At 54.5% G+C, this 21969-nt stretch carries 31 protein-coding genes; all 31 read left to right on the top strand.

Features of this window, described 5'->3' with window-relative positions; all coding sequences use genetic code 11:
- Positions 1-9 precede the first annotated feature (9 nt).
- Positions 10-435, top strand: coding sequence for a Mor transcription activator family protein (locus tag Xmir_RS06460; RefSeq protein ID WP_099113587.1), 426 nt, complete (start codon positions 10-12; stop codon positions 433-435).
- 99 nt (positions 436-534) lie between these two features.
- The gene (locus Xmir_RS06455) at positions 535-1053 is read left to right on the top strand and encodes a glycoside hydrolase family 108 protein (RefSeq protein ID WP_099113586.1); all 519 of its coding nucleotides are present in this window, start codon (positions 535-537) and stop codon (positions 1051-1053) included.
- On the top strand, positions 1053-1316 hold the full coding sequence (locus tag Xmir_RS06450) for a hypothetical protein (RefSeq protein WP_099113585.1): 264 nt from the start codon (positions 1053-1055) through the stop codon (positions 1314-1316). The genes Xmir_RS06455 and Xmir_RS06450 overlap by 1 nt, the downstream gene beginning before the upstream one ends.
- Positions 1300-1533 (top strand): hypothetical protein, encoded by a 234-nt coding sequence (locus Xmir_RS06445; RefSeq protein WP_099113584.1) that lies wholly within the window; start codon positions 1300-1302, stop codon positions 1531-1533. The genes Xmir_RS06450 and Xmir_RS06445 overlap by 17 nt, the downstream gene beginning before the upstream one ends.
- Positions 1526-2125, top strand: a complete 600-nt coding sequence (locus tag Xmir_RS06440) for a hypothetical protein (RefSeq protein WP_099113583.1) — start codon at positions 1526-1528, stop codon at positions 2123-2125. The genes Xmir_RS06445 and Xmir_RS06440 overlap by 8 nt, the downstream gene beginning before the upstream one ends.
- Complete coding sequence (locus Xmir_RS06435; protein WP_099113582.1) at positions 2122-2343, top strand: TraR/DksA C4-type zinc finger protein; 222 nt, start codon at positions 2122-2124, stop codon at positions 2341-2343. The genes Xmir_RS06440 and Xmir_RS06435 overlap by 4 nt, the downstream gene beginning before the upstream one ends.
- Complete coding sequence (locus tag Xmir_RS06430; RefSeq protein ID WP_099113581.1) at positions 2327-2629, top strand: DUF2730 family protein; 303 nt, start codon at positions 2327-2329, stop codon at positions 2627-2629. Before Xmir_RS06435 ends, Xmir_RS06430 begins: the two co-directional genes overlap by 17 nt.
- Before the next feature lie 8 nt (positions 2630-2637).
- On the top strand, positions 2638-2925 hold the full coding sequence (locus Xmir_RS06425; protein ID WP_099113744.1) for a VpaChn25_0724 family phage protein: 288 nt from the start codon (positions 2638-2640) through the stop codon (positions 2923-2925).
- A 1-nt stretch (position 2926) separates the two neighbouring features.
- Positions 2927-3499: a DUF3486 family protein gene (locus Xmir_RS06420; RefSeq protein ID WP_099113580.1), complete on the top strand. Its 573-nt coding sequence runs from the start codon at positions 2927-2929 to the stop codon at positions 3497-3499.
- The gene (locus tag Xmir_RS06415; RefSeq protein WP_099113579.1) at positions 3499-5058 is read left to right on the top strand and encodes a terminase large subunit domain-containing protein; all 1560 of its coding nucleotides are present in this window, start codon (positions 3499-3501) and stop codon (positions 5056-5058) included. The genes Xmir_RS06420 and Xmir_RS06415 overlap by 1 nt, the downstream gene beginning before the upstream one ends.
- A complete protein-coding gene (locus tag Xmir_RS06410) occupies positions 5049-6635 on the top strand; it encodes a DUF935 domain-containing protein (protein WP_099113578.1) in 1587 nt (528 codons plus the stop codon). The genes Xmir_RS06415 and Xmir_RS06410 overlap by 10 nt, the downstream gene beginning before the upstream one ends.
- Positions 6619-7911 carry a phage head morphogenesis protein gene (locus Xmir_RS06405; protein WP_099113577.1) on the top strand — a complete coding sequence of 431 codons (1293 nt, stop codon included), beginning with the start codon at positions 6619-6621 and terminating at the stop codon, positions 7909-7911. The genes Xmir_RS06410 and Xmir_RS06405 overlap by 17 nt, the downstream gene beginning before the upstream one ends.
- Positions 7908-8378, top strand: coding sequence for a phage virion morphogenesis protein (locus Xmir_RS06400; RefSeq protein WP_099113576.1), 471 nt, complete (start codon positions 7908-7910; stop codon positions 8376-8378). Before Xmir_RS06405 ends, Xmir_RS06400 begins: the two co-directional genes overlap by 4 nt.
- A gap of 167 nt (positions 8379-8545) precedes the next feature.
- Positions 8546-9760 (top strand): phage protease, encoded by a 1215-nt coding sequence (locus tag Xmir_RS06395; protein ID WP_099113575.1) that lies wholly within the window; start codon positions 8546-8548, stop codon positions 9758-9760.
- Positions 9760-10683, top strand: coding sequence for a Mu-like prophage major head subunit gpT family protein (locus tag Xmir_RS06390; RefSeq protein WP_099113574.1), 924 nt, complete (start codon positions 9760-9762; stop codon positions 10681-10683). The genes Xmir_RS06395 and Xmir_RS06390 overlap by 1 nt, the downstream gene beginning before the upstream one ends.
- 60 nt (positions 10684-10743) lie before the next feature.
- Positions 10744-11058 carry an HI1506-related protein gene (locus Xmir_RS06385; RefSeq protein ID WP_099113573.1) on the top strand — a complete coding sequence of 105 codons (315 nt, stop codon included), beginning with the start codon at positions 10744-10746 and terminating at the stop codon, positions 11056-11058.
- A complete protein-coding gene (locus tag Xmir_RS06380) occupies positions 11055-11507 on the top strand; it encodes a gp436 family protein (protein WP_099113572.1) in 453 nt (150 codons plus the stop codon). The genes Xmir_RS06385 and Xmir_RS06380 overlap by 4 nt, the downstream gene beginning before the upstream one ends.
- Positions 11507-12049: a DUF1834 family protein gene (locus Xmir_RS06375; protein ID WP_099113571.1), complete on the top strand. Its 543-nt coding sequence runs from the start codon at positions 11507-11509 to the stop codon at positions 12047-12049. Before Xmir_RS06380 ends, Xmir_RS06375 begins: the two co-directional genes overlap by 1 nt.
- Positions 12046-12225, top strand: coding sequence for a DUF2635 domain-containing protein (locus tag Xmir_RS06370; RefSeq protein WP_099113570.1), 180 nt, complete (start codon positions 12046-12048; stop codon positions 12223-12225). Before Xmir_RS06375 ends, Xmir_RS06370 begins: the two co-directional genes overlap by 4 nt.
- Positions 12225-13697: a phage tail sheath subtilisin-like domain-containing protein gene (locus Xmir_RS06365; RefSeq protein WP_099113569.1), complete on the top strand. Its 1473-nt coding sequence runs from the start codon at positions 12225-12227 to the stop codon at positions 13695-13697. The genes Xmir_RS06370 and Xmir_RS06365 overlap by 1 nt, the downstream gene beginning before the upstream one ends.
- 15 nt (positions 13698-13712) lie before the next feature.
- Positions 13713-14072, top strand: a complete 360-nt coding sequence (locus tag Xmir_RS06360; RefSeq protein WP_099113568.1) for a phage tail tube protein — start codon at positions 13713-13715, stop codon at positions 14070-14072.
- Positions 14073-14423, top strand: coding sequence for a phage tail assembly protein (locus Xmir_RS06355; RefSeq protein ID WP_099113567.1), 351 nt, complete (start codon positions 14073-14075; stop codon positions 14421-14423).
- Between the two features lies 1 nt (position 14424).
- Positions 14425-14559: a hypothetical protein gene (locus Xmir_RS30020; protein WP_279627206.1), complete on the top strand. Its 135-nt coding sequence runs from the start codon at positions 14425-14427 to the stop codon at positions 14557-14559.
- A complete protein-coding gene (locus Xmir_RS06350; RefSeq protein WP_099113566.1) occupies positions 14556-16412 on the top strand; it encodes a hypothetical protein in 1857 nt (618 codons plus the stop codon). Before Xmir_RS30020 ends, Xmir_RS06350 begins: the two co-directional genes overlap by 4 nt.
- Positions 16412-17758: a DNA circularization protein gene (locus tag Xmir_RS06345; RefSeq protein ID WP_099113565.1), complete on the top strand. Its 1347-nt coding sequence runs from the start codon at positions 16412-16414 to the stop codon at positions 17756-17758. Before Xmir_RS06350 ends, Xmir_RS06345 begins: the two co-directional genes overlap by 1 nt.
- Positions 17751-18839 carry a phage baseplate assembly protein gene (locus Xmir_RS06340; RefSeq protein WP_099113564.1) on the top strand — a complete coding sequence of 363 codons (1089 nt, stop codon included), beginning with the start codon at positions 17751-17753 and terminating at the stop codon, positions 18837-18839. The genes Xmir_RS06345 and Xmir_RS06340 overlap by 8 nt, the downstream gene beginning before the upstream one ends.
- Positions 18836-19378 carry a phage baseplate assembly protein V gene (locus tag Xmir_RS06335; protein WP_099113563.1) on the top strand — a complete coding sequence of 181 codons (543 nt, stop codon included), beginning with the start codon at positions 18836-18838 and terminating at the stop codon, positions 19376-19378. Before Xmir_RS06340 ends, Xmir_RS06335 begins: the two co-directional genes overlap by 4 nt.
- Positions 19375-19824 carry a phage GP46 family protein gene (locus tag Xmir_RS06330; RefSeq protein WP_099113562.1) on the top strand — a complete coding sequence of 150 codons (450 nt, stop codon included), beginning with the start codon at positions 19375-19377 and terminating at the stop codon, positions 19822-19824. Before Xmir_RS06335 ends, Xmir_RS06330 begins: the two co-directional genes overlap by 4 nt.
- Positions 19825-20898: a baseplate J/gp47 family protein gene (locus Xmir_RS06325; RefSeq protein WP_099113561.1), complete on the top strand. Its 1074-nt coding sequence runs from the start codon at positions 19825-19827 to the stop codon at positions 20896-20898. It abuts the gene before it with no gap.
- Positions 20889-21470 (top strand): YmfQ family protein, encoded by a 582-nt coding sequence (locus Xmir_RS06320; RefSeq protein ID WP_099113560.1) that lies wholly within the window; start codon positions 20889-20891, stop codon positions 21468-21470. Before Xmir_RS06325 ends, Xmir_RS06320 begins: the two co-directional genes overlap by 10 nt.
- A 9-nt stretch (positions 21471-21479) precedes the next feature.
- Positions 21480-21969, top strand: a 490-nt coding sequence (locus Xmir_RS06315; RefSeq protein WP_208620397.1) for a tail fiber protein, incomplete at its 3' end; no start/stop codon positions are given.

Here is a 21969-nt window from a genome sequence, read left to right as displayed (position 1 = left end):
GTTACTGCTATGAATAATCTACCACTCTTTGCCGATAGCCATGCCGAATTAGGCCAGATTTTAGATCAATTGGATAATATCCCGGAGGCTGAACTCCAGAAACGCTGGCCTCAGTTACTGGCTGATATGGTTGATTTGTTCAGCACTGAGCTACAGCGACAGGGGTATGATGAACAGGCTGCCCGGCTATCTGCCAGTAAACTGGTTGGCTCTCTGGCTCACTATTATGGCGGCCGTGCTGTTTATCTGCCCACGGGCGAGACCTTGAAAGCCGCGCTGCGGGATAACCAGTTATTCAGTGAATGGAGCCGTTCCCGGGGGAATGTCGATTTATTAGCCCGAAAATATTCTCTGACCAATTCGACCGTTTATGCGATACTGCGGCAACAGTTAGCGCTGCACCGTAAACGCTACCAGCCTGAACTGTTTGACTGAATAAAACCCGCTACGGCGGTTTTTGTTTGATACCCCACAAACCCAACACTCCCCGCCTACAACCGATGATGAGCTACCCTTTATTGACAGGTAGCCATCATGACTCACAGTTCCCACTCCTACAGTGTCGCTTTTCTCCATGCCATTCATTACCTGCTGCCTGTTGAGGGCGGTTATGTCAATGACCCCCATGATCGGGGGGGTGAAACCCGGTACGGTATCAGCAAACGCAGTTACCCCCATCTGGATATTCGCACCTTAACGAAAGCAGACGCCACTGAAATCTACTATCGGGATTTCTGGCTGACGGCAGGCTGCGAACGTATACCGTCAGGTATCTCATTGGTAGTGTTTGACAGTGCCGTTCAGCATGGGGTGGTGTCGGCCATCCGGCTATTGCAACGCGCTGTTGCCGTGCGTGATGACGGTATTCTGGGCAGCCAGACACAGACTGCCCTGGCCGCCACGGCACCGGATTATCTGTTGCACCGGTTGCTCAATCAGCGTGCCCGCTACTATGCCCAGATTATCGCCCGTAATCCCCTGCAACAACGGTTCTTAAACGGGTGGTTCAACCGTCTGGATCATCTGGTTCAGGCTGCGCTGGAGGTGGTCTAATGCTGCCGCACCCCATACCGGAACCCCTGCTGAAAAAACAAATCCCCGCGTTGCGCAACCCACGCTATTACGCCATTTTCTGCGCAGGCCGTGAACGCTGTTTACAGCAGGCACTGGCCGGAGACGATATCAGCCAGGTGCCGCTGTACAGCCACAATACCACTTATCAGTCCCTGTTCCGCAAAGGCTGGGCGTCAGTGAACGCCCAGGATATCCGTCTGGCACAGGCGAAAACGGAGGGCAGGCATGCTAACGCTACTTAAACAGTTAATCAGTAATCCCACCGGGCGTTTTTCTACTTCTGATACCACCCTGCTGGGTGCCTGGGTGGCCAGTACCGTCGTGCTGCTGTGGGCGGCGGTTTCCGGTCAATTGTCCGAATGGCTGTTTGTCGGCTATCTGGCGGCGTGGGTGACCCAAAATCAGGCATCCAAACAGGCGGCCATCAAGCGGGATAAGGAGGTAGGGATTCATGACTAACATTCTCTGGCGCTATGGCCTGACGGCTATTGTCAGTGCGGCACTGAGCGGGGGAATGGTGGCAGGGTGGGTGGCCAAATCCATGCAGGCTGCTGTTGATGCCGAGATCCAGAACCGTCAGGCGGCAGAACTGACCTTCTATCAGTCGCAGAAAGCCACGGCAGAACTGAACGCCGCCGCCCTTCATCAACTGGTGACAGAACAACAGGTACAGTTACAGAAAAATGCAGACTTATCCAACAAACTGTATGCCGCCCTCACCGGGTTATCACAGGCGGCAAAACGGATTGAAACCCAGATACCCGCGGCACTGGACCGTGATGGGGCTGGTTATAACGGTATTGGCCCTGACGGGTTGCAGCTCTACCAGAGCGCCTTCGGTTACGGTCACGCCGCCGCTGATCGTGTCAACCTGTCCGGTGATCCCCGCGTCCCTGCTTCAGCTGCCCCCCAAACCGCCCAAACCCTTGTCAGGCACCCCCGCTGCCCTGCTGGCCCATGCCAGCCAGTACGGCCAGTGGAGTCAAGAACTGGAACACAGGCTGTCCGCCATTCAGGTCTGGGCGGCCCAGCAACAGGAACGGCACCATGAGCAAACTGATGGACAAAGCCAGTGAACTGGAACAATGGCATCGTGAATGGGCACTGGCGGCTCACCGTCAGCGTCCGGCACAGGCGGGCAAGGGTATTTGCCGTGACTGTGGCGAGGCCATTGATCCTGCCCGGCTGGCCATTAATCCGGTCTTTGAACGGTGCATCGGGTGTCAGGAATTTATCGAATTCTGGGAGAAACATGCTAGACGTCCTTAGAGAAAACTGGGCGATGGTCTGGGCCGCCGCGACCACGGCGTTTAACGTCATTCTGGTTTTGCTCAGTAAAACCTACGCCAAACGTGATGAGGTGGAAGTGCTCAAGATGCAGGTTCGTCAACTGGAAACATCACTGTCAACGTTACCTAACAGACAGGAACTGCACACACTGCAACTGGAAATTGCCAACTTGCGGGGTGACCTCAGTGCGGTGTTACCGGAATTACGTCAATTACGTAATTTGAGTGATTTGTTGTTACAGAACGAATTAAAGGAAAAGAGTTAATGTCATCCATGCGTGAAATCTTAAATGCGGATCAGCGGTTGGTGGTACTGCGTTCGCTGACCGAATGCGGCGGTGACGCCAATGAATCGGTATTACAGACCTGTCTGGATGCTTACGGTCATCGTATCAGCCGCGACGTGGTGCGCTCGCATCTGTTCTGGCTGGATGAGCAAGGGCTGGTGTCTGTCAGCGATATTTCTGGCTGTCTGGTCGCTACCCTGACTGGACGCGGGGCCGATGTTGCCGACGGCCGCAGCACGGTGCCCGGTGTGAAACGCCCGCGCCCCCGGGGGTAATATGACCGATAAAAAAACACGGGGCCGCCCGTCAAAAATTGATCTGCTGCCTGCGGCCATTCGTGACCAGTTGCACGCGCTGTTACGTGATAAACGCCATACACAGGAAGATATCCGTGCCGCCGTTAACGAACTGATTGACGATGCGGGGCTGCCGGACGATCTCAAAATCTCCCGGACGGGTCTCAACCGCTATGCCTCCCGCATGGAAACATTAGGGGCGCGTATTCGGGAGGGGCGCGAAATTGCTGATGTCTGGGTGTCCCGTCTGGGGTCGGCTCCCACCTCTGATGTGGGTAAGCTGTTGCAGGAATTTGTTAAGTCGCTCGCCTTTGAAACCAGTATGAAACTGGCGGAAAGTGACGACGTGGTTGAACCTAAAGCCCTCTCTCAATTGGCACTGGTGGCCGCCCGTATTGAACAGGCGGCCATGACCAGCACCAAACGTGAAAAAGAGATCCGGGCGGCCTTTGCGGCTGAAGCAGCAGAACAGGCTGAAAATATCGTGAAACAGGCCGGACTGACCGCCGAAGCTGCCGCGGACATTCGCCGCCAGATATTGGGGATCGCCTGATGCAAAGCGCGCAACAAAATCCTGCAACGGAATTTATCATCAATGCCGTTAATGACGGGACGTTTGATCCCAATGCCGTGTTGCTGGGCTATCAGCGCCGTTGGATAGCCGATGATTCAGTACTCAAGATTGCCGAGAAATCCCGCCGGACAGGGCTGACCTGGGCGGAGGCGGCAGATGCCTCACTGACGGCAGCGCAGTCGCGTGAAGCGGGCGGCACCAACCATTTCTATATCGGGTCAAATAAAGAAATGGCACGGGAGTTTATCGATGCGGCCGCGATGTGGGCCAAAGCCTACGGTCTGGCCGCAGGCGAAGTGGGTGAAGAGGTGTTTGAGGATGAAGACAAAGACATTCTGACTTTTGTGATCTATTTCAGCAGCGGGTTTAAAGTGCAGGCATTGTCCAGCAATCCCAAGAACCTGCGCGGTATGCAGGGGAACGTGACCATTGATGAGGCCGCTTTCCACGAGAAGCTGGCGGAAGTCCTGAAAGCGGCACTGGCACTCACCATGTGGGGAGCCAAAGTCCGCATTATTTCCACTCACAACGGCAATGAAAACCTGTTTAATGAATTGATCCAGGACTCCCGTGCCGGACGTAAACGGTATGCTATTCACACCATTACGCTGGATGATGCCTGCAACGAGGGGTTATATCGGCGTATCTGTCAAGTCAGGCGTCAGCCGTGGTCACCGGATACTGAGGCGGAATGGAAAGCCAACCTGCTGAAAGACACCGCCACCGAAGAAGACGCGCTGGAAGAATATTATTGCGTGCCGAAGCAAGGCAGCGGCGCCTATATTCCCCGCGTACTGATTGACCGGGCGACCGATGAAAAATGCACGGTCGTACGCTTCACCATGCCCCAGGGGTACATGACCTGGACAGAGGACGAACGCCAACAAACGGTTCTCGCGTTTTGTGAAGAAACATTGTTGCCAGTATTGCAGACACTCAACCCTGATACCCGCCATGCCTATGGACAGGACTTTGCCCGTTCGGGGGATCTGTCGGTGATTGGGGTGGGCAGTGTCGAACAGGATACCCGCCGTATTCTGCATCTGACCATTGAGCTGCATGATGTGCCGTATAACCAGCAGCGCCAGATAGCCATTTTCATTATTGACCGGGTACCCCGGTTAGTTGGTATCGCCTTGGATGCCACCGGGAACGGCGGCTATCTGGGTGAGGCGATATTGCTGCGCTATGGGGAAGATATGGTCGATGCTGTCCATATCACGGATAACTGGTATCGGGAATGGTCGCCCAAATACAAGGCGTTGTACGAATCCCATGATATTACAATCCCCAGGGATGAAGACATTATCAGTGACCAGCGTCAGATACAGAATATTCGGGGGGTGCCCAAAATAGATAAATCCCGCAAGACAGGGGCTGATGGTAAAAAACGCCACGGCGACAGCGCAGGGGCGTATCTGATGTTCACCCGGGCCACCTATATGGATGGTCAGCTGATTGAATTTATACCGCTGCCGGATAAACACGCAGCCAATGATGACGACGACTTACCGAATTTTGAGCGGGGGTGCTGGTGAAAATACTCAACCGACTGGTCGATGCCGTGGGGCGTCGTTTCTGGTTTAAATCAGGCAGGCAGACGCAGGATGATGAGTCCCGTGTCTCGCAACTGTATCGCTATTACGGGGATCATCCGGTCAGTGGCCTGACACCTGCGCGGGCGGCGGAGATCCTGATTAATGCCGAGCGTGGGCAACTGCTGGCACAGTGTGAACTGGCGGAAGATATGGAGGAGCGGGATGCGCACTTGCAATCAGAACTGGGCAAGCGCCGCCGAGCCCTTCAGTCACTGGACTGGAAAATTACTCCACCGTCGAACGCCAGCCGCGAAGAGACCCACGATGCAGAACTGCTGACTGAAATCCTGCGGGATGCGGACTGGTTGCCGGATTGTATCTTTGATGCCACTGACGCGATCCTAAAAGGCTTTTCGTGTCAGGAAATTGAGTGGGAAACGGTCGGTGATCTGATTATTCCACGCACTGTTGAATGGCGTGACCCGGCGTGGTTTCAAACACCGCAGGATGAACGCAATGAACTGCGCCTGCGGGATGGCACTGCCGACGGTGCAGAGTTGCAACCATTCGGCTGGATACAGCACGTGGCCAAATCCAAATCGGGCTATCTGGCCCGCTCCGGACTTATCCGGACACTGGTCTGGCCGTTTATCTTTAAAAACTATTCGGTGCGTGATCTGGCGGAATTTCTGGAAATCTATGGCTTGCCTATCCGGGTCGGGCAATACCCCGCTGGCGCCACAGACAATGAGAAACGCACATTGCTCAATGCCGTGATGTCTATCGGCCACAATGCAGGCGGGATTATTCCCCGCTCCATGATGATTGATTTCAAGAACGCCGCGGACGGGACTGCTGATCCGTTTATGGGCATGATGTCGTGGGCCGAGTTAAGCATGTCAAAGGCGATTCTGGGCGGAACGCTCACCAGTCAGGCCGACGGGGCCACCAGTACCAATGCGCTGGGTAACGTGCATAACGAGGTCAGGTTTGAAGTGCGCAACAGCGACGCCACCCAGTTGGCGGCTACCCTGACCCGTGATCTGGTCTTTCCCCTGTATGCCCTGAACTGCCAGTCATTTGATAACCAGCGCCGCAAGCCTTTGTTTGAGTTTGATTTATCGGAGCCGGAAGATGTCACCGCCTACGCCACCGCACTGCCGCAATTGGTCAGTATGGGGATGAAAATCCCGGTGCAATGGGCGCATGACAAGCTGCAAATTCCGATGGCCTCCGATGATGAAGATTGCCTGACGCCGCCCGCAACGCCCTCAGCACCGGATTTTTCCGCCGCCATGTTGAGTGCCCGGCTACCGGAAGCCGGACTGTCGGCAGATCCGGCAGTGGTTTCAGTCAATACGATGCCGGACGCAGTCAGTGGGCAGGAATGGCAGTCCAGTGTTGATCCATTGTTGACCCCCCTGATTCAGGCACTGGAAACGGGTGGATATGCGGCGGCACAACAAAAAGCCGCCGAACTTTATGCCGGGATGGATGATGCGCAGTTGACCGATATGTTACACCGGGCGATGTTTGTCGCCGAACTGTGGGGACGATTAAATGCCACAACCCATTGATTTAGGCTATGCCGCCAGACTGGAACCGAAACTGGCCGTCGATTATTTCCGCGCCAAAGGTTATGAAATTACCTGGAACTGGCAGGAAGCGAATGCAGCGACCCATGCCCAGGCGTTTACAGTGGCCAAGGCCGCCCGGCTGGATATTTTGCACACTCTCCATGAGGAGGTGGATAACGCCATTAGTCAGGGAACGACACAACGGGATTTTATCCAGACGCTGACGCCCCGCTTACAAAAAAAGGGCTGGTGGGGCGAACAGACCCTTGTTGACAGTGCAGGCGGAGCTGAGGTTGTCCAGCTGGGCAGCCCATCACGGCTGGCGACAATATACCGCACCAATGTAGCCACCGCCTATCAGGCCGGACGCTATCAACAGCAGCTTGCCAGCGCGGATACCCATCCGTATTGGCAATACATTGCCATCATGGACGGACGAACCCGGAAAAGCCACGCCGCGATGCATGGCCGGGTTTTCCACTATGACGATCCCCTCTGGAACAAACTCTATCCGCCCAATGACTGGGGCTGTCGTTGCCGGGTGCGTACCCTGACGGCAGCACAGGTCAAACGGAGGGGGTTAACCGTCGAATCCAGCACAGGCGCCATTAGCAGCCAGCAGGTGGAAACCGGCATTGATAAACGGACGGGGGAAATTTACCAGTCCGAAACAACGACGTTCCAGCGCGGTCACCAGAAAATGACCACAGGTGCTGGCTGGTCAAACAATGCCGGGCAACTGGCCATGGGGGCAGATATCAGTATGGCCCGTAAACTGCTTGAGTTGCAGAGCCGTGAACTGCGCCAGCAGGTGATCCAGTCCCTGAATAATGCGCCTGCCCGGCAACGGGCTTTTGCACAATGGGTCGGTCAGGTGATGACAAGCCGTCAGACAGGACAGGGACAGCAATCACTGGGTTTTGTGACAGACAGACTCGCGGAGACTCTCGAACAGCGGTTCGGTCAGTCAGCCCCGCGTTTGCTGACCGTCACTGAAGCCACCCTGAAATCAGGTAGAACCCTGGCAGAATACCAGTCACTGCCCGCCATTATTGGTCAGCCTGCGGCGGTCATGCTGGATACCCGCAGCCAGCAGTTACTGTATATCAGTGCCACCGGACGCGAGGCAGGCCAAACGGTTGTGACGGTCCCTGTCCGGCACAGCCCCGGGGAAAGCCTGACAGGTCGGGCGGTTCAGGTCTCTGCGATCCCGCTGTCAGCTTTACGCACAGGGTTACAAAACGGGCGTTATGAATTACTGGAGGGGCAACTATGAGATTGGATGTCCGGTTTGATGACCGGGATATTCAGCTGGCCTTTCAGCGCGTGATGCAGCTGGGCATGGATTCAACCCCCATTACCCGCGCTGTTGCGGCGGTATTGGCGGGCGAAAGTGAAGACGCCTTCGCCAATCAGGCAGACCCGGACACCGGGCAACCGTGGACGCCGTTGACACCGCGCTATCAGGCAAAACTGGATGCCAGCGGGCACAATGGCCCCCTGTTGCAACGGACACAGGGCGGACTGGCGCTGTCACTGTCCACCACCTATGATGCGGTGAGCGCTGCCATTGGCTCAAATAAGGTCTATGCCGCTCTCCACCAATGGGGCGGCCTGCCGACCATGCCGCCCGGTCCGGCGGCCGTGCCTGCCCGTTCCTATATGGGGCTGTCTGCGCAGGGTGTTGCCGATATCGTGGAAATCATTAACCAGAAACACGCTGAGGCATTACAGCCGCGCTGACAGGGGATTGTTTATCTTTGACCCGTTTAAACGACACCTGACGTTTTTAAACGGGTTTTAAACGCGGTATAGTGTACCGAACCTCACCCGCCTTTCTTTTCCCGGTCCTGCCAAGGTGTGATTTACCACAAACCCGCTCGCTTGCCCTCCCCATTCACAATGGCGGCATGAAAACCAGAACCCTCACCCCCAAACACCGTGTTGCCATTTTAAGTGCGGCAATTTCAGACAGCACTGATGGCTGGTATCAGCTTCTGCCTGCCGGGTATTTCAGTGCCCGGGATGGCCGCCCGGAAGATGTTCCCGGCGGGCAGTGGTTTATTGATGCCAACATTGCCGGGCAATTTATTGCCGCCACGGCTGCCATCGGTCAGCCCGTGTTGTTTGACTATAACCATGTGACACTGAAACAGGATGATTCCCCTGCCGCGTGTACCGAGGCACGGGCGGCGGGCTGGCTGCGCGACCCCAGTAACGATATGCAATGGCGTGAGGGGGTGGGATTGTTCGTCCGGCTGTCATTGACACCCGCGGCGCAGCAGGCCGTAGATAACCGCGAATGGGCGTACCTGTCCGCCGTATTTCCCTATGACGAATCGGGTCACCCACTCTATCTGCGACTGGGGGCATTGACCAATGACCCCGGTCTGACAGGGATGCAATCTATGGCTGCCCTGAATGCGCAGCACAATACCCTGATTTCCCCATCCCCTACCACAGAGGACACCCCCATGAATGAAATGCTGCTTCAGTTGCTGGAACAATTAGGCATTGAACTGCCTGAAGACACCGCTGAACTGACCGACGAGGCATTAAATGACTTGCTAACACAGGCACTGGCGGCACTGGATACCCTGAAAGCCAGCGCCCAGGTCGCCTTAGACACGCAAGATGTGATTGAAACAACGCCAGACCCTGATGCAATTTCCACGGAAGTCACGTCCATTATTGATGACAGCACCGCCGATCTCACCGAGGCTGAACTGATTCTTGAAGAAGCGGCGCTCAACGGGGTTGACCTGACTAAATATGTCCCCGCCCGTGCTTACCACCTGCTGGCCCGTCAGGCGGCGGTACTGAGTGCCCAGGCCAAAGGCGGCAGTACAGAAAGCCTCATTGCCGCTGCCCGTCGTACCGGACGTGTTTGTGCGGCTGAAGTGCCTTATTTGCGTGCCGTTGCCAACCAACATGGCATTGCGGCCCTGAATGCGGCCATTTCCGGCCGTCGTGGTATCAGTGCCCTGACCCGCCGTCAGACCCCCCAATACCGCCAACCGGGCAAGCGTCTGGCCGTGCTGTCGGCGGCAGACAAAGAAGCTGCCCGCCTGCAAGGGCTGTCTGAAACTGAATTTCTGAAACGTAAAAAAGGAGCCAAAAAGTAATGGCTATTGTTACTCCGGCGTTAATCAAATCGTTATTCACAGGCTGGAACGGCGACTTTCAGAACGGGCTGGAAGACGCGCCCAGTCAGTACGAAAAAATTGCCACCGTCGTCCCCAGTACCACCAAGTCCAATACCTATGGCTGGCTGGGGAAATTCCCGGGCATGCGGGAATGGATTGGTGACCGCGTTATCAATGACATGCAGGCGCACGGTTATCAGATTGTCAACCGCCCGTTTGAAAGCACCGTCGGGGTTGACCGTGACGACATTGAAGATGACAACGTGGGAATTTATGCCCCGCTGTTTACGGAAATGGGGCGTGCGGCCGGGGTTCAGCCTGATGAGATGTGTTTCAGTGCCCTGAGTGATGGATTCAAAACCCTCTGTTACGACAAGCAGAACTTCTTTGATACCGACCATCCGGTTTATCCGACCGTTGATGGCAAAGAAGCCGCCCAACACGTCAGTAATATTTTGATAGAAGAGGGCTACAAAGGGCAGCCGTGGTTTGTGCTCGACTGTTCCCGCGCCATCAAGCCCGTGATCTTCCAGCAGCGTAAGGCACCGGAACTGGTGGCGATGGACAAGGTGGATGATGAGCAGAACTTCATGCGCAAGCTCATCCGCTACGGCGTCGATACACGCTGCGAAGCCGGGTACTCGTTCTGGCAGTTGGCGTATGCAGCTAAAGCGGCACTGACGTCAGATAACGTCTGGTCGGTCATTTCTGCCATGCGTGGGTTTAAGGCTGATGGCGGACGCCCGCTGGCTATCCGTCCAACCCATCTGGTTGTCCCGCCTTCAATGGAGAAACAGGCGACCCAGTTACTGGAACGGGAGCTGACGGTAGACAGTCAGGGCGGCACTATCAGTAACGAGATGAAAGGCCGTCTGGAACTGATTGTGGGTGATTACCTTTAAGCACAGGTTAAACGGGGTTTACACCCCGTTTAATGCCGCTTTAACAGGAGCTGAAATGTTATGTCTGATGAAACGAATGTTGCGGCACTGGTTCCCAGTCCCCTTGTTGAGAGGGTGGCGGTCAGTGTCGTCAATACTGCGCACGCGGGTTATCGGCGTGCGGGGTTTATTTTACAGCCAGGGGAAAATACCCTGCCGTCCGTTACGCAGTCTGAACTTCAGGCGCTGGAGGCTGACCCCCGTCTGTCTGTTACGGTTATTACGGCAGATCCTGATGATGACCAAACGGGGGGGCTGGAGAATCAAACAAATCCAGATGAGACCATAAACCTGCCACCGCCAGCACCGACCAAAGATAAGCGGGGTAAAAAATGAGCTACGCCACCCTGGGCGACATGTACGCCCGTTATAGCCATGAAGCCCTGCATACGCTGGCAGACAGCAAGATTGATGATGTTCACCACCTGTCAGCCGAAGAACTAAAAAGCACCCGGGAGCGCTTGATCCAGATTGCCCTGAATGATGCGGCAGCCACCATTGATGGTTATATCGATGGCCGTGCCACCTTGCCCCTGAAAACTGTGCCTGTTGTGCTGGTCAGAATTGCCTGTGTGCTGGCCCGCTTTGCGCTGGAAGAAGGTGCCGCCACCGAGAAAGCGACCAAAGATCAGGAAGACGCCATCCGGTTACTCGAGAAAGTGGCGGCGGGTGATGTCAGTCTGGGACTGAGTAAAGAGGCCGAACGTCCCGCCAGCGGGGATGTAGCCATCATCACCAGTAGCGGCAGTGTCTGGAGCCGCCAGAAATCGCAGGGGTTTATCTGATGGCCATCACCAGTGATATTTCAGACAGCCTGATAGCCGGTATTAAAGAACTGTTTGGCGGAACCCTGCGCAAGGTAGATACCCATCCGGGCCAGTGGAGTGATTCGGCGGTCAAGTTGATTATCAACACCGCACCTGCCGTTTATGTCGCCTGGCTTGGCAGCCGTCAGGGGGAGATCCGCCATACCGCTATTTCCAGCTGGGGTATTTTTGTCAGCGCTAAGGTTTTGAACGGCAGGCAAACCCATGTGCTGGGTATTTACCAAATCGTCGAACGGCTGACAGGCTGGCTGAATAGGCGGCGGATAGCGCCTGCGGGTACGTTCACACTGACACAGGTGAGCAACCTGTGGAGTGATGTGCAAAGTGCAGCCGGGGTTTCCGTCTACGGTCTCTATTTTGAGGCACCGCAGCCGTTGCCTGATCCCATTGACCCCAGAGGACTGGATGACTATGCCACCCACTACCAGCAATGGACGCAGCCTGACGGCACACCTGAGCAGGAAGCCCTGATCCACTTACCCCTTCAGGATACGCCATGACTGAACTGCATCTGAAACCCGTCGGCGGATTGATTGTCCGTGACCCTGAAACCTACGCCCCCTTGTCTGAGGGCGGAGAAGCCAAACCCCGTACTGCATATTGGCTGCGCCGCCTGAGAGACGGCGACGTGACTGAAGTTGAAGTCGTTCCCCTTAAGAAGAAAGGAGCACAATAATGGCGATCTCATTTAATGACATCCCGTCCAATATCCGTGTGCCGTTGTGTTACATCGAGTTTGACAATTCAGCGGCCGTCACCGGTACCCCGCCCACGTTGCATAAAACCCTGCTGTTGGGGTTGCGCACCGCGTCCGGTCAGGTGCCTGCCGGACAACCGTTCCGCATTACCTCTGTCAGTGCGGCTGAAGCGGCGTTTGGCCGTGGCTCCATGCTGGCTGAAATGGCGGCGGCCTTTATTCGTGGTAACGCCTTTGCCGACCTGTGGGGGTTGGCCGTTGACGATGATGTCAACGGGGTGACAGCCAGGGGCAAAATTCAGCTGGTGGGTAATGTCGCCCAGACAGGCCAGATTGCCCTGATGGTGGCAGGCATTTCAGTCCGAGTCACAGTCAAGGCCGGCGATGATGCGGCCGCGATGGCAGGAAAAGTGCGTGATGCCCTCAACGCCAATGACAGGCTGCCAGTGACCGCCAGCAGTGATGCCCTGTCTGATACGGTGCTGTTAACCGCCAAATGGTCAGGGGCCACCGGGAATGATATTGATGTCCGGGTAAACTACTACGACGGTGAAATGCTGCCTGTGGGGATCAATGTGGGGATCACCCCGTTGGGGAGCGCGACGGGGAATCCGGATTTGTCCGCCGCCATCACGGCCTTCGGCGATACCTGGTGGAATTATATCGTCAATCCGTTTACTGATACCTTCAACCTGAATCTGTTGCGTGATGAGCTGAAGCACCGTTGGGGGCCGCTGAAAATGATTGATGGCCTGTGCTGGATGGCGAAACGCGGCACACTGGCGCAACTCACGACGTTTGGCACGGCCCGCAATGATTATCTGTTTTCGACACTGGCTACGGGCATTTCCCCTCAACCACCGTACCTCTGGGCGGCAACGCTGGCCGGGGTCGCTGTGGGGTCACTGAGTATTGATCCGGCACGTCCCCTGCAAACACTGCAACTGCCGGGTATTCTGCCCCCTGCCCGGGGTGATCGTTGGGCGCTGAATGAACGCAACCTGTTGCTGTATGACGGTATTTCCACATTTACCGTCGATACGGGCGGTCACGTGCAGATTGAGCGCATGATCACCATGTACCGCCAGAATGCATTCGGCGACCCTGACCCCAGTTATCTGGATGTGGAAACCATCGCGACATTGTCCTATCTGCGTTATGCCACCCGGGTACGCATTACCCAGAAATACCCGCGCCATAAGCTGGCGAACGACGGTACCCGTATCAGTGCCGGGCAGGCCGTGGTGACCCCCTCGGTCATTCGCACCGAACTGCTGGCCCTGTTTACTGAACATGAATTCGCGGGCCTGGTTGAGGATTTTGACACATTCAAGAAAACGTTGCTGGTGGAGCGGGATCAGAATGACCGTAACCGCCTGAACGTACGCAGCAACCCTGACCTGGTTAACCAGTTCCGCATCTATGCCCATGCCATTCAGTTTATTTTGTAATAAGGACACATACCGATGACCAGTCCATACCAGTATACGGGCATTGCCTATATTCACCTGAACGGGAAGGAACTGCCGACCAAAGACGGCGCGACATTGACACCGGGCGGCTTCAGCCGTGATCCGGTGATTGGGGCCCGCGTCTACGGCTGGCAGCAGACTCCCAAAGAAGCCCGCCTGAGTTGTGTTATCCCACAGGGACCCGGGGTCAGCCTGTTTAGCATTAAGAACGCCATCGACACCACCATTTCATTTGAATGTGATACGGGCGAAAAATTTATGCTGGCCAATGCCTGGTGTGACGGCAATACCTCGCTGACCAGCAAGGGGGAGATTTCGGCAGAATTTATTGCCGTGGAATGTAAGGAGATTTAAATGTTTGAATTAAAACACGGTCTGGCCTATGGCAAAGATAATGATGCCGAGCTGCAATTTGCGGTTGAACTGCGCCAGCTGACCGCTGGTGACCTGATTGACGCAGAAACCGCCAGTGAACGGGTGGTTGTCACGCCTAACGGCCCGGCGTTGTTGTCCAGTCCGGCGCTGATGGGATATGAACTGCTGCGCCGGACCATTGCCCGTATCGGCAAGATAGCGGGGCCTATTCCGTTAGTGATGCTGAAAACCCTGCACCAGGATGATCTGGCCCTGATTGCCCAACAGGCTGACCTGCAACGCACGGCGGCATTGGAGACAGTGGTACGGATGGCTGACGAGGGGCGATAGTTTGCAGTGCGTTCGTGCCATTGAACGCACTGCATTGTATGTCGGTATCCATCTGCGGGGTGGCCCCGCCTGGGCGCTGGCGCTGCCCCTGCCGAAACTGTGGCTGTATTCATCCTGGCTGGAGAAACGTTCATGACAACCCGTAACCGCGCCCAGTTTATTGTTGATTTGGTGGGCAATGTGACCCAACGCGCCCGCCAGTTCGGGGCCAGTATCCGCCGTTTCGGGTCTGAAGGCAGCCGCTCGATGCGGCTGTTTTCCGGCGCCGTGACGGGCGCCAACGGGTTACTGGACAAATTTGATAACCGCCTGACGGGCTTTGTGACCGGGGGTGGGCTGGCGGTGGCTGCCAAGAAAGTAGCTGACCATCAACAGGTGATGACCGAACTGGGTACCCAATACAACCTGACCGCCGATCAGGTGACGGCACTGGATGGTGCCATCTCAAAAGTGGCGGGCCGCCGTAAGCTGAGTACCGCCGATTTAACCACCGCGGCGGCAGCGTTTCTGGGACAAACCAATAATCTGGATGCCACACTGACGCAACTTGACAATATTGCCCTTAGTATTAATGGCATCACAATGGAGGCGGCGTCGGCGGGGACAGAGCTGGGCGCCATGTTTAATGTCGGCTATCACTCCCCGGAGAAAATGCGAAAATGGCTGGATGGCATTGCGTCCGCCAGCCGATACGGCACGGGCAATATCACTGACCAATTAAGTGCCCTGCGGGGACTGGGGAAAAACTCTCAGTGGAAAGGACAAATAGATCAGCAGCAGATGCTGGCCTTAATCCGTGTTGCCAATGCCGAATTTAATGACCCATCTCAGGCCGCTGGCGCTGTACAGGGATTTTTCGATGTCATCAATGACCCAGAAAAACTGAAAACGTTATGGCAGCGTGGCCGGGTTAAACCCACAGATAAAAATGGGCAGTTAAAACACCCCGCTGATTTGCTGTTTGAAACAGGTAAGCAAGCGTATCAAAAAGAAAATAACCTGAAAGATATTTTTGACGGCGATACGCTCAAACTGGCGATGGTGTTTGCTGATCCCCAAAAACGGGATTTAGCCAAGACGATTGCCCATCCCACCAATATCCAGGATGGGTTACTGGAAGAAAAAGCCACCCAAAATGTGCAAACCCTGAATGCCGCGTTAATTTCGCTGGCCAATGCCGGAGAGCGATTCGCCCAGCTCAGGCTGGCCAAGCCAGTTCAGGAGCTGGCAGATGCCATCAATGATCTGACTCCTGAAGAGCTGGATAAATACGCTGCCGCCATTGAGAAAGCAGCGATTGCCATTGGTGCTGCTGTGGCTGCCCGTTACGCTTATCGTACAGGTAAAAAAATCTTTAACTATGCCCAGTACCTCAAAAATGGTCCAGGAACCGGAGGCGCAGGCGACAGCGGAGGTGGTGGATTAGGTGATGGTGGTTCAGAAATTGTCCCCGTTTATGTCACTAACTGGGGAGACCGAAGCAACGGCAATAATAATGATGGTAACAATAATGGTGGTGGCCAAGATAATGGCCGAAATAGACGAAATCTTTTGAGAGGCTCAGCAATAACCTCCATTGCTGCATTACCGTTTTTGTCTGATGAAGAAGGGAAAGAAAAACTGCAAAAATATCTGAGCAAATTAAATGACGAATATCCTCATGCTGAGAAAGGTTCAGGTTGGTTGCCTGCTCCCCTGACCAACTGGTGGTATAAGCGCGATGAAAAGATTAAAACAGAGGGCATTAAACCCTCACCCTATTTAACAGGTGAACGTCCCAATTCATTTGGAAACTGGCCGTATTATCCCGCGGCCCAACTGGCAGCAGCCCGTCAGAAGCCGGAGCCCCCGCCTGTCAAACCTGCCGATGGCAAAATCACCGTATTCGTTGAATCCGCTGACGATTTGAAGGTCAGAACTAAATCCGTGCAAGCGGAAAATATCGATTTACGGGTTAACACTGGGTATAGCTACGGGAGAAGTTACTGATGGAATTTGATCAGCTTATGACGCTGTTTAATGACACGTCATGGCGCAGCCGCATTGGGACAGGAAAAGGGACATTTCGCAATGTGCCGTTTTACATTATTGATGATGCCACCGTTTCCGGTGGCCGCCGTGTTGTTCGTCATGAATACCCGTTGCGGGATGACGGCGAAACCGAAGATATGGGACTGACCACACGGGAATACGCCTTTACGGCGGTGGTGTTTGGAGACAATTATTTTAACCAGCGTGATGCCCTGATAACTGCGCTGGAAAAAGCCGATCCAGGAGAAATGGATCATCCCTATTACGGCAAACAGCAGGTTCAGATAGAGACCTACACCGTTCGTGAATCCTGCTATACAGGCGGGGGTGCACTGTTTTCCGTGACATTTGTGCCCTCAGCCAATAATACAGCCCCCAACGTCTCACAGCGACCAGAACTGAATGGTCAGGCCGTCAACGACAGCACACTGGCCGATGTTACCCGGCATTGGAAAACCTTCACCCATGCTGTCAACCAGGCCACTGAACGCCTGAATGCAGTTGAAAATACCGTCAATACCATCGTTAATGGTATCCGCAGCCTGCCTGCTAATTCGGGTATGAATCAATTGCTGGGTGCTGCATTGGGGCTAAAAGGTTCCCTGAAGAACATAATCAATGCCCCTGAGCAATTGTTTGGTGATATCAGCGGCCTGATTTCCGGCATGATAGATGTTGCCACGCCTGATGTCGCCAACCGGGCTTTGCATAAGACAGCCAGTGGTCTTCAGTCATCCTTTCGATCCAATGTGCCCACCGTCGCCAAACTCCAGCATGTGGTCAATACCACTACGGGCATTTTCATTGCAAAAGAGTTATCCATCTTAACCCTGAATGCTGCGTCAGCGTCGGCACGGGGCCAACAGCTTGCACCTGCGCTCACTCAGGTACCGTTTCAGCGGGGCTTAATGCCGCTTGAGGCGGGCCTGGCTGCCACCGAATCGACAGCGGTTACTGAAACGGTGATCCCCTTGATAGAAACCCTGGGGGATGTCCGCCAGACCAGTGCTGAACTGGATGACACCCTGGTGCAACTCATGGTGGATACCGGAGATATGGGCTGGTTCCGAACGTCAGAGCAGTTACGTGATTTTAGAATTGTGTTGCTGCAACAGATGCAGGTTACCGCCAGCGCTTTACCCACGGCCCGGGTTATTCAGGTTGTGGGGACTGAACCCGCATTGGTCACGTTGTACCGTGAAACAGGCAGTGCCGCCCAAATTACCCGCTTTATCCGCCGCAACGGGATACGTCATCCTGCATTCGTCCCGGGTGGGCTGGGCGTGGAGGTGATTAATGGCTGATACCATTGAGTTGGTTCTGGGCAATAACATCTATTCCGGCTGGAAAACACTGGATGTCACCCGCAGTCTGGAAGAGATGTCCGGCCAGTTTAGTCTGGGCATTACCGTCAGAAATAACGATTCCCCCTTGGTACTGAAGCCCGGTCATGCCTGCCGGCTGGACATTAACGGCCAGCGCGTGATCACAGGCTACATTGATGCGGTTGATGTGGGCATCAATGCCGATGAGCGCACCATTACGTTATCGGGTCGGGACAAAACAGGCGATCTGGTTGACTGTGCCGCCATTCATGGCAAGGGGCAGTGGCGCAATGTCAGTCTGGCGACGATTGCTAAAGACCTGTGTCAGCCGTTCGGGGTCACTGTTCGCTGGCAGGTTCAGGATTCAGCCGCCGCAACTGCATTTCGCCAATGGCAGATCGAACCCGGTGAGACGGTTTTTGATAACCTGTCCCGCGCCGCCCGGCATCGTGGGGTAATAGTGACCAGTAACGCCGCTGGGGAGCTGGTCTTTACCACCGCAGGCAGCCAGTCCGTGGCAACACTCGTATTGAGCAATGGACAGAAAACAGGCATCAAAATCAAAACCCTCGATACCTCATTGTCCTGGCAAGAGCGGTTTAGCCTCTATCGTGTTAAGGGCGCCAGTGCCGCAGGTGGCCGCTGGGGAGAAACCCAAACCCCGGTACAGTCAACGGCCATTTATATGGATGCGCGCGATCCTGTCATTACCCGTTACCGCCCGACCATATTTCTGGCTGATGACAACATGACGAAAGCCAAAGGCACCGCCCGCGCAGCGTGGGAACAAAAGCGTGCAATGGCACACGCCACAACCGCAACGGTGGGAATTCGTGGTTGGTTCAAACCGGATGGCCAGCTCTGGCAACCTAATGAAATGGTGCAATTACAGGCGTCTCAGGCGGGATTTCCCGATGATCCGTTGTTAATCGTCTCTGTTAATTATCTGCTGGATAACGACAACGGCACGATAACCCGGCTGGAATTGATGCCCCGCGACGGATTCACCGAACCCGCTGACCCGGAAAAGAAAGTCGAAGATGTCAGGTGGAAACCATGATAACGCAGTTCAACAAATTTACTGCCAGCCTGTCCCGCCGTATCCGGCTGCTGGTTTCTCGTGGTGTGGTTAATTTCGTCAATGACACCCTGAAACAACAAAATATTCAGGTGTCATTGCTGGCTGAAGAGACGGCCGATGACGTTGAGCGGTTCCAGAACTATGGGCAGACCAGTGTTCCCCCAGAGGGCAGTGAAGCGATCGTGCTATCCGTGGGCGGCGTTCGCCAGCATCTGGTCGCCATTGCCGTGGATAACCGCAGTTGCCGTCTGGGAAATCTCAAGAGTGGTGACAGTGCAGTTTATCATCTGGAAGGACATCACATCTTACTGACTGAGAATGGTGTTATTCGCATTCAGTGTAAACGGCTGGAAGTGGTGGCTGAAGAAGTTGTGTTTGACACGCCACAAACCCGCTTTACAGGCAATGTGGATATAGTCGGCGTCAGTCAGGCTAAAGACCATCTGTCAGGCCAGACGAGCGGTAAAGACCATATTCACCATGAGCATGACGGATACAATACGAGCAAACCCCGATGAATGCAATACATGATATCGCTTTACAATGGCAACTCAACGGTGCCGATATCGTTATCGATAATGCAGATATTGTCTTGGATGATTCACTCAGCACAGCCGTTATTATTTCCTTATTCACTGACCGCCGGGCGCTGGATTCCGACGAACTCCCGACAGGCACGGGCACAGACCGACGTGGTTGGTGGGGTGATACCTTTAACGACCGTCCTATTGGCAGTCGACTTTGGCTGCTCGCCCGTGAAAAACAACTGTCTGCTGTTCTGCACCGCGCCAAAGCCTACGCCGATGAAGCGCTGGTCTGGCTGATTGATGATGGCCATGTGAAAAAAGTCGACGTTACTGCCACCGCGCCAGCCTCCGGCGTTCTGCTGTTGACGGTCACTATTACGCTATTCAATGGCAGCGTGCTGCCAATGCCATTTAAAACATCATTAAGCAGGGTTTAAATGCCGTATAAATCACCTTCACTTTCAACACTGATTGCCCGCAATCAGGCCGACATTGAAAGCCGGTTGCCGGGAACCTATTCCAGAACTGCGTTTCGTACCACCCGTGCTATCGCATTTGCCAACGCAGGCAATGCTGCCGCCCTCCATGACCACTTAGCCTGGACAAGCCGTCAGGTTGTTCCGCATCTGGCCGATGATGATAAGTTGCTGGAGCACTGCGAATTCTGGGGGGTCTGGCGTAAAGCCGCCACGAACGCCAATGGTACATTAACCGTGAGCGTTTCTACGGATACGTTGATCCCGGCAGGGACACGTTGGCAGCGCCCCGATGGCGTGGTATTTGAATCGCTCGATGATGTCCATGTCATCGCGGGTGATAATCCGATATCGGTAGCCGCCATTGATGCTGGCCGCAAAGGGAATACCGCTGAAGGCGTCTCACTGGAATTAATTTCGCCTGTGGTGAATGTCCAGACACAGGCCATTTGCCGATACATCGGTGGCGGCGCTGAACAGGAATCCATTGATTCGCTGCGCTCACGCCTGTTGTTTCGGGTGCAATATCCACCATCTGGCGGTAACCGCTATGACTACGAACGCTGGGCGCTGGAAGTCCCTGGAGTTACCCGTGCCTGGTGCATTCCCCGTTATCGGGGGCATGGTACAGTCGGCGTCATGTTCGTCATGGATGAAGAGCCAGATATCTTCCCCGGAAACACTGACCTGAATCGCGTGAAAGACTACCTAACCGGACATATCAATCCCGTCACCAATCAGGTGGAAGGAAAAACGACAGGGGCGGAGCTTATTGTAATGAGTCCGACCGCGAAAGTGGTTCACTTCATTATTCGTCTGGCACCCAATACTGAAGAAGTACGCGGCGCTGTCAAAACGAACCTAAAAACCTATCTGGACAGCCTGCGTCCCGGTGGACTGGCATTTCTGTCTGAAATTCGCGCAACTATTTCTAACGCCCCCGGTGAGATTGATAACACGGTGATCAGCCCGGCCAGCGATATTCATGCGGCAGAAAATGAAATTTTTGTGCTGGGAGGTATCACATGGCGATGACAGCGAAAGATTACCAACGTTCGGGGCTGCAATTGCTGCCAAACGGTCTGGCTTGGTCAAAAGACCCCGACAGTAATCTGGCTAAGTTGATGCTGGCCACAGGGGAAGAATTTGCTCGGGTTGATGCTGTTAATGCCGCACTGTTAGAAGAAATCTATGCTGACCGGGCATTTATATTACTGGACGACTGGGAAGACTTTACCGGACTGCCTGACTGTAGCATTGATAAAGCGTCTTCTATTCAAAGTCGCCGCCAAGCGGTGAAAGCCAAACTGATTATGTCTGGCAGTCTGTGCAATCAGTTCTATGAACGCCTGGCCGCAGACCGTGGCTATCGTATCAGACTGGAAGAGCGCTACCCACATCACTGCCTGCGTGACTGCAACTATCCCATTTACCCTGATATCAACTGGTTTCGCGTGTTCGTCCACGTTGCGGACAGAGCGACCCACTTTGCCACTGTTTTGGATAACTGCCAGCAACGCCTTCGCATTGCTGACGCTGCCGATCTGGAATGTCTGCTGGAGCGTTACGCCCCCGCCGAAACCGAATTTGTTTTTATATATGAGTGAGGAATAACGATGTTCGGACTTGATAACCCGTCAGGTATCAGTGTGATGCCTGCCATCCCCCCCGCCAATAATGCGATGCCTCTGTGGTTCACTGAAGGTGGCGCTGGGTTAAGTGCCAGTTATCCTGGTCAGGAATGGTTTAACCAGGTTCAGGCTGAATTGTTGGGTGTACTAAGAGAAGGAGGTATCACACCCGATAAAAGTCGGCTAAATCAATTAGCGGTGGCGATAAAGGCCATTGTTTCTAATGGCATTACGCTGACAGACAGAACAGGCAATAGCAGCAGAATGGCTGCCAGCCAGAAACTGGTGACTGAAATTAATGAAAACGCTAATAGCAGGCTGTCTAAACGAGAGAACGGTGCGGACATTCCAAATAAAAAAGAGTTTGTGAAAAACCTTGGTTTGGCGGGAACGGTGGAGCTGGCGAAAAATGCCATTCCTGCATCAGCTATCACACAATACTCAGGTAACTCGCCTAGCCATGTCATGAGCCAAA

The organism is Xenorhabdus miraniensis, assembly GCF_002632615.1.
This window is presented reverse-complemented; position numbering and strand designations above follow the sequence as displayed.

What these genes read in the sequence shown, in the direction of transcription:
- Xmir_RS06460 (WP_099113587.1), top strand. Translation starts at nt 10, where the DNA reads ATGAATAATCTACCACTCTTTGCCGATAGCCATGCCGAATTAGGCCAG.
- Xmir_RS06455 (WP_099113586.1), top strand. Translation starts at nt 535, where the DNA reads ATGACTCACAGTTCCCACTCCTACAGTGTCGCTTTTCTCCATGCCATT.
- Xmir_RS06450 (WP_099113585.1), top strand. Translation starts at nt 1,053, where the DNA reads ATGCTGCCGCACCCCATACCGGAACCCCTGCTGAAAAAACAAATCCCC.
- Xmir_RS06445 (WP_099113584.1), top strand. Translation starts at nt 1,300, where the DNA reads ATGCTAACGCTACTTAAACAGTTAATCAGTAATCCCACCGGGCGTTTT.
- Xmir_RS06440 (WP_099113583.1), top strand. Translation starts at nt 1,526, where the DNA reads ATGACTAACATTCTCTGGCGCTATGGCCTGACGGCTATTGTCAGTGCG.
- Xmir_RS06435 (WP_099113582.1), top strand. Translation starts at nt 2,122, where the DNA reads ATGAGCAAACTGATGGACAAAGCCAGTGAACTGGAACAATGGCATCGT.
- Xmir_RS06430 (WP_099113581.1), top strand. Translation starts at nt 2,327, where the DNA reads ATGCTAGACGTCCTTAGAGAAAACTGGGCGATGGTCTGGGCCGCCGCG.
- Xmir_RS06425 (WP_099113744.1), top strand. Translation starts at nt 2,638, where the DNA reads ATGCGTGAAATCTTAAATGCGGATCAGCGGTTGGTGGTACTGCGTTCG.
- Xmir_RS06420 (WP_099113580.1), top strand. Translation starts at nt 2,927, where the DNA reads ATGACCGATAAAAAAACACGGGGCCGCCCGTCAAAAATTGATCTGCTG.
- Xmir_RS06415 (WP_099113579.1), top strand. Translation starts at nt 3,499, where the DNA reads ATGCAAAGCGCGCAACAAAATCCTGCAACGGAATTTATCATCAATGCC.
- Xmir_RS06405 (WP_099113577.1), top strand. Translation starts at nt 6,619, where the DNA reads ATGCCACAACCCATTGATTTAGGCTATGCCGCCAGACTGGAACCGAAA.
- Xmir_RS06400 (WP_099113576.1), top strand. Translation starts at nt 7,908, where the DNA reads ATGAGATTGGATGTCCGGTTTGATGACCGGGATATTCAGCTGGCCTTT.
- Xmir_RS06395 (WP_099113575.1), top strand. Translation starts at nt 8,546, where the DNA reads ATGAAAACCAGAACCCTCACCCCCAAACACCGTGTTGCCATTTTAAGT.
- Xmir_RS06390 (WP_099113574.1), top strand. Translation starts at nt 9,760, where the DNA reads ATGGCTATTGTTACTCCGGCGTTAATCAAATCGTTATTCACAGGCTGG.
- Xmir_RS06385 (WP_099113573.1), top strand. Translation starts at nt 10,744, where the DNA reads ATGTCTGATGAAACGAATGTTGCGGCACTGGTTCCCAGTCCCCTTGTT.
- Xmir_RS06380 (WP_099113572.1), top strand. Translation starts at nt 11,055, where the DNA reads ATGAGCTACGCCACCCTGGGCGACATGTACGCCCGTTATAGCCATGAA.
- Xmir_RS06375 (WP_099113571.1), top strand. Translation starts at nt 11,507, where the DNA reads ATGGCCATCACCAGTGATATTTCAGACAGCCTGATAGCCGGTATTAAA.
- Xmir_RS06370 (WP_099113570.1), top strand. Translation starts at nt 12,046, where the DNA reads ATGACTGAACTGCATCTGAAACCCGTCGGCGGATTGATTGTCCGTGAC.
- Xmir_RS06365 (WP_099113569.1), top strand. Translation starts at nt 12,225, where the DNA reads ATGGCGATCTCATTTAATGACATCCCGTCCAATATCCGTGTGCCGTTG.
- Xmir_RS06360 (WP_099113568.1), top strand. Translation starts at nt 13,713, where the DNA reads ATGACCAGTCCATACCAGTATACGGGCATTGCCTATATTCACCTGAAC.
- Xmir_RS06355 (WP_099113567.1), top strand. Translation starts at nt 14,073, where the DNA reads ATGTTTGAATTAAAACACGGTCTGGCCTATGGCAAAGATAATGATGCC.
- Xmir_RS06350 (WP_099113566.1), top strand. Translation starts at nt 14,556, where the DNA reads ATGACAACCCGTAACCGCGCCCAGTTTATTGTTGATTTGGTGGGCAAT.
- Xmir_RS06345 (WP_099113565.1), top strand. Translation starts at nt 16,412, where the DNA reads ATGGAATTTGATCAGCTTATGACGCTGTTTAATGACACGTCATGGCGC.
- Xmir_RS06340 (WP_099113564.1), top strand. Translation starts at nt 17,751, where the DNA reads ATGGCTGATACCATTGAGTTGGTTCTGGGCAATAACATCTATTCCGGC.
- Xmir_RS06335 (WP_099113563.1), top strand. Translation starts at nt 18,836, where the DNA reads ATGATAACGCAGTTCAACAAATTTACTGCCAGCCTGTCCCGCCGTATC.
- Xmir_RS06330 (WP_099113562.1), top strand. Translation starts at nt 19,375, where the DNA reads ATGAATGCAATACATGATATCGCTTTACAATGGCAACTCAACGGTGCC.
- Xmir_RS06325 (WP_099113561.1), top strand. Translation starts at nt 19,825, where the DNA reads ATGCCGTATAAATCACCTTCACTTTCAACACTGATTGCCCGCAATCAG.
- Xmir_RS06320 (WP_099113560.1), top strand. Translation starts at nt 20,889, where the DNA reads ATGGCGATGACAGCGAAAGATTACCAACGTTCGGGGCTGCAATTGCTG.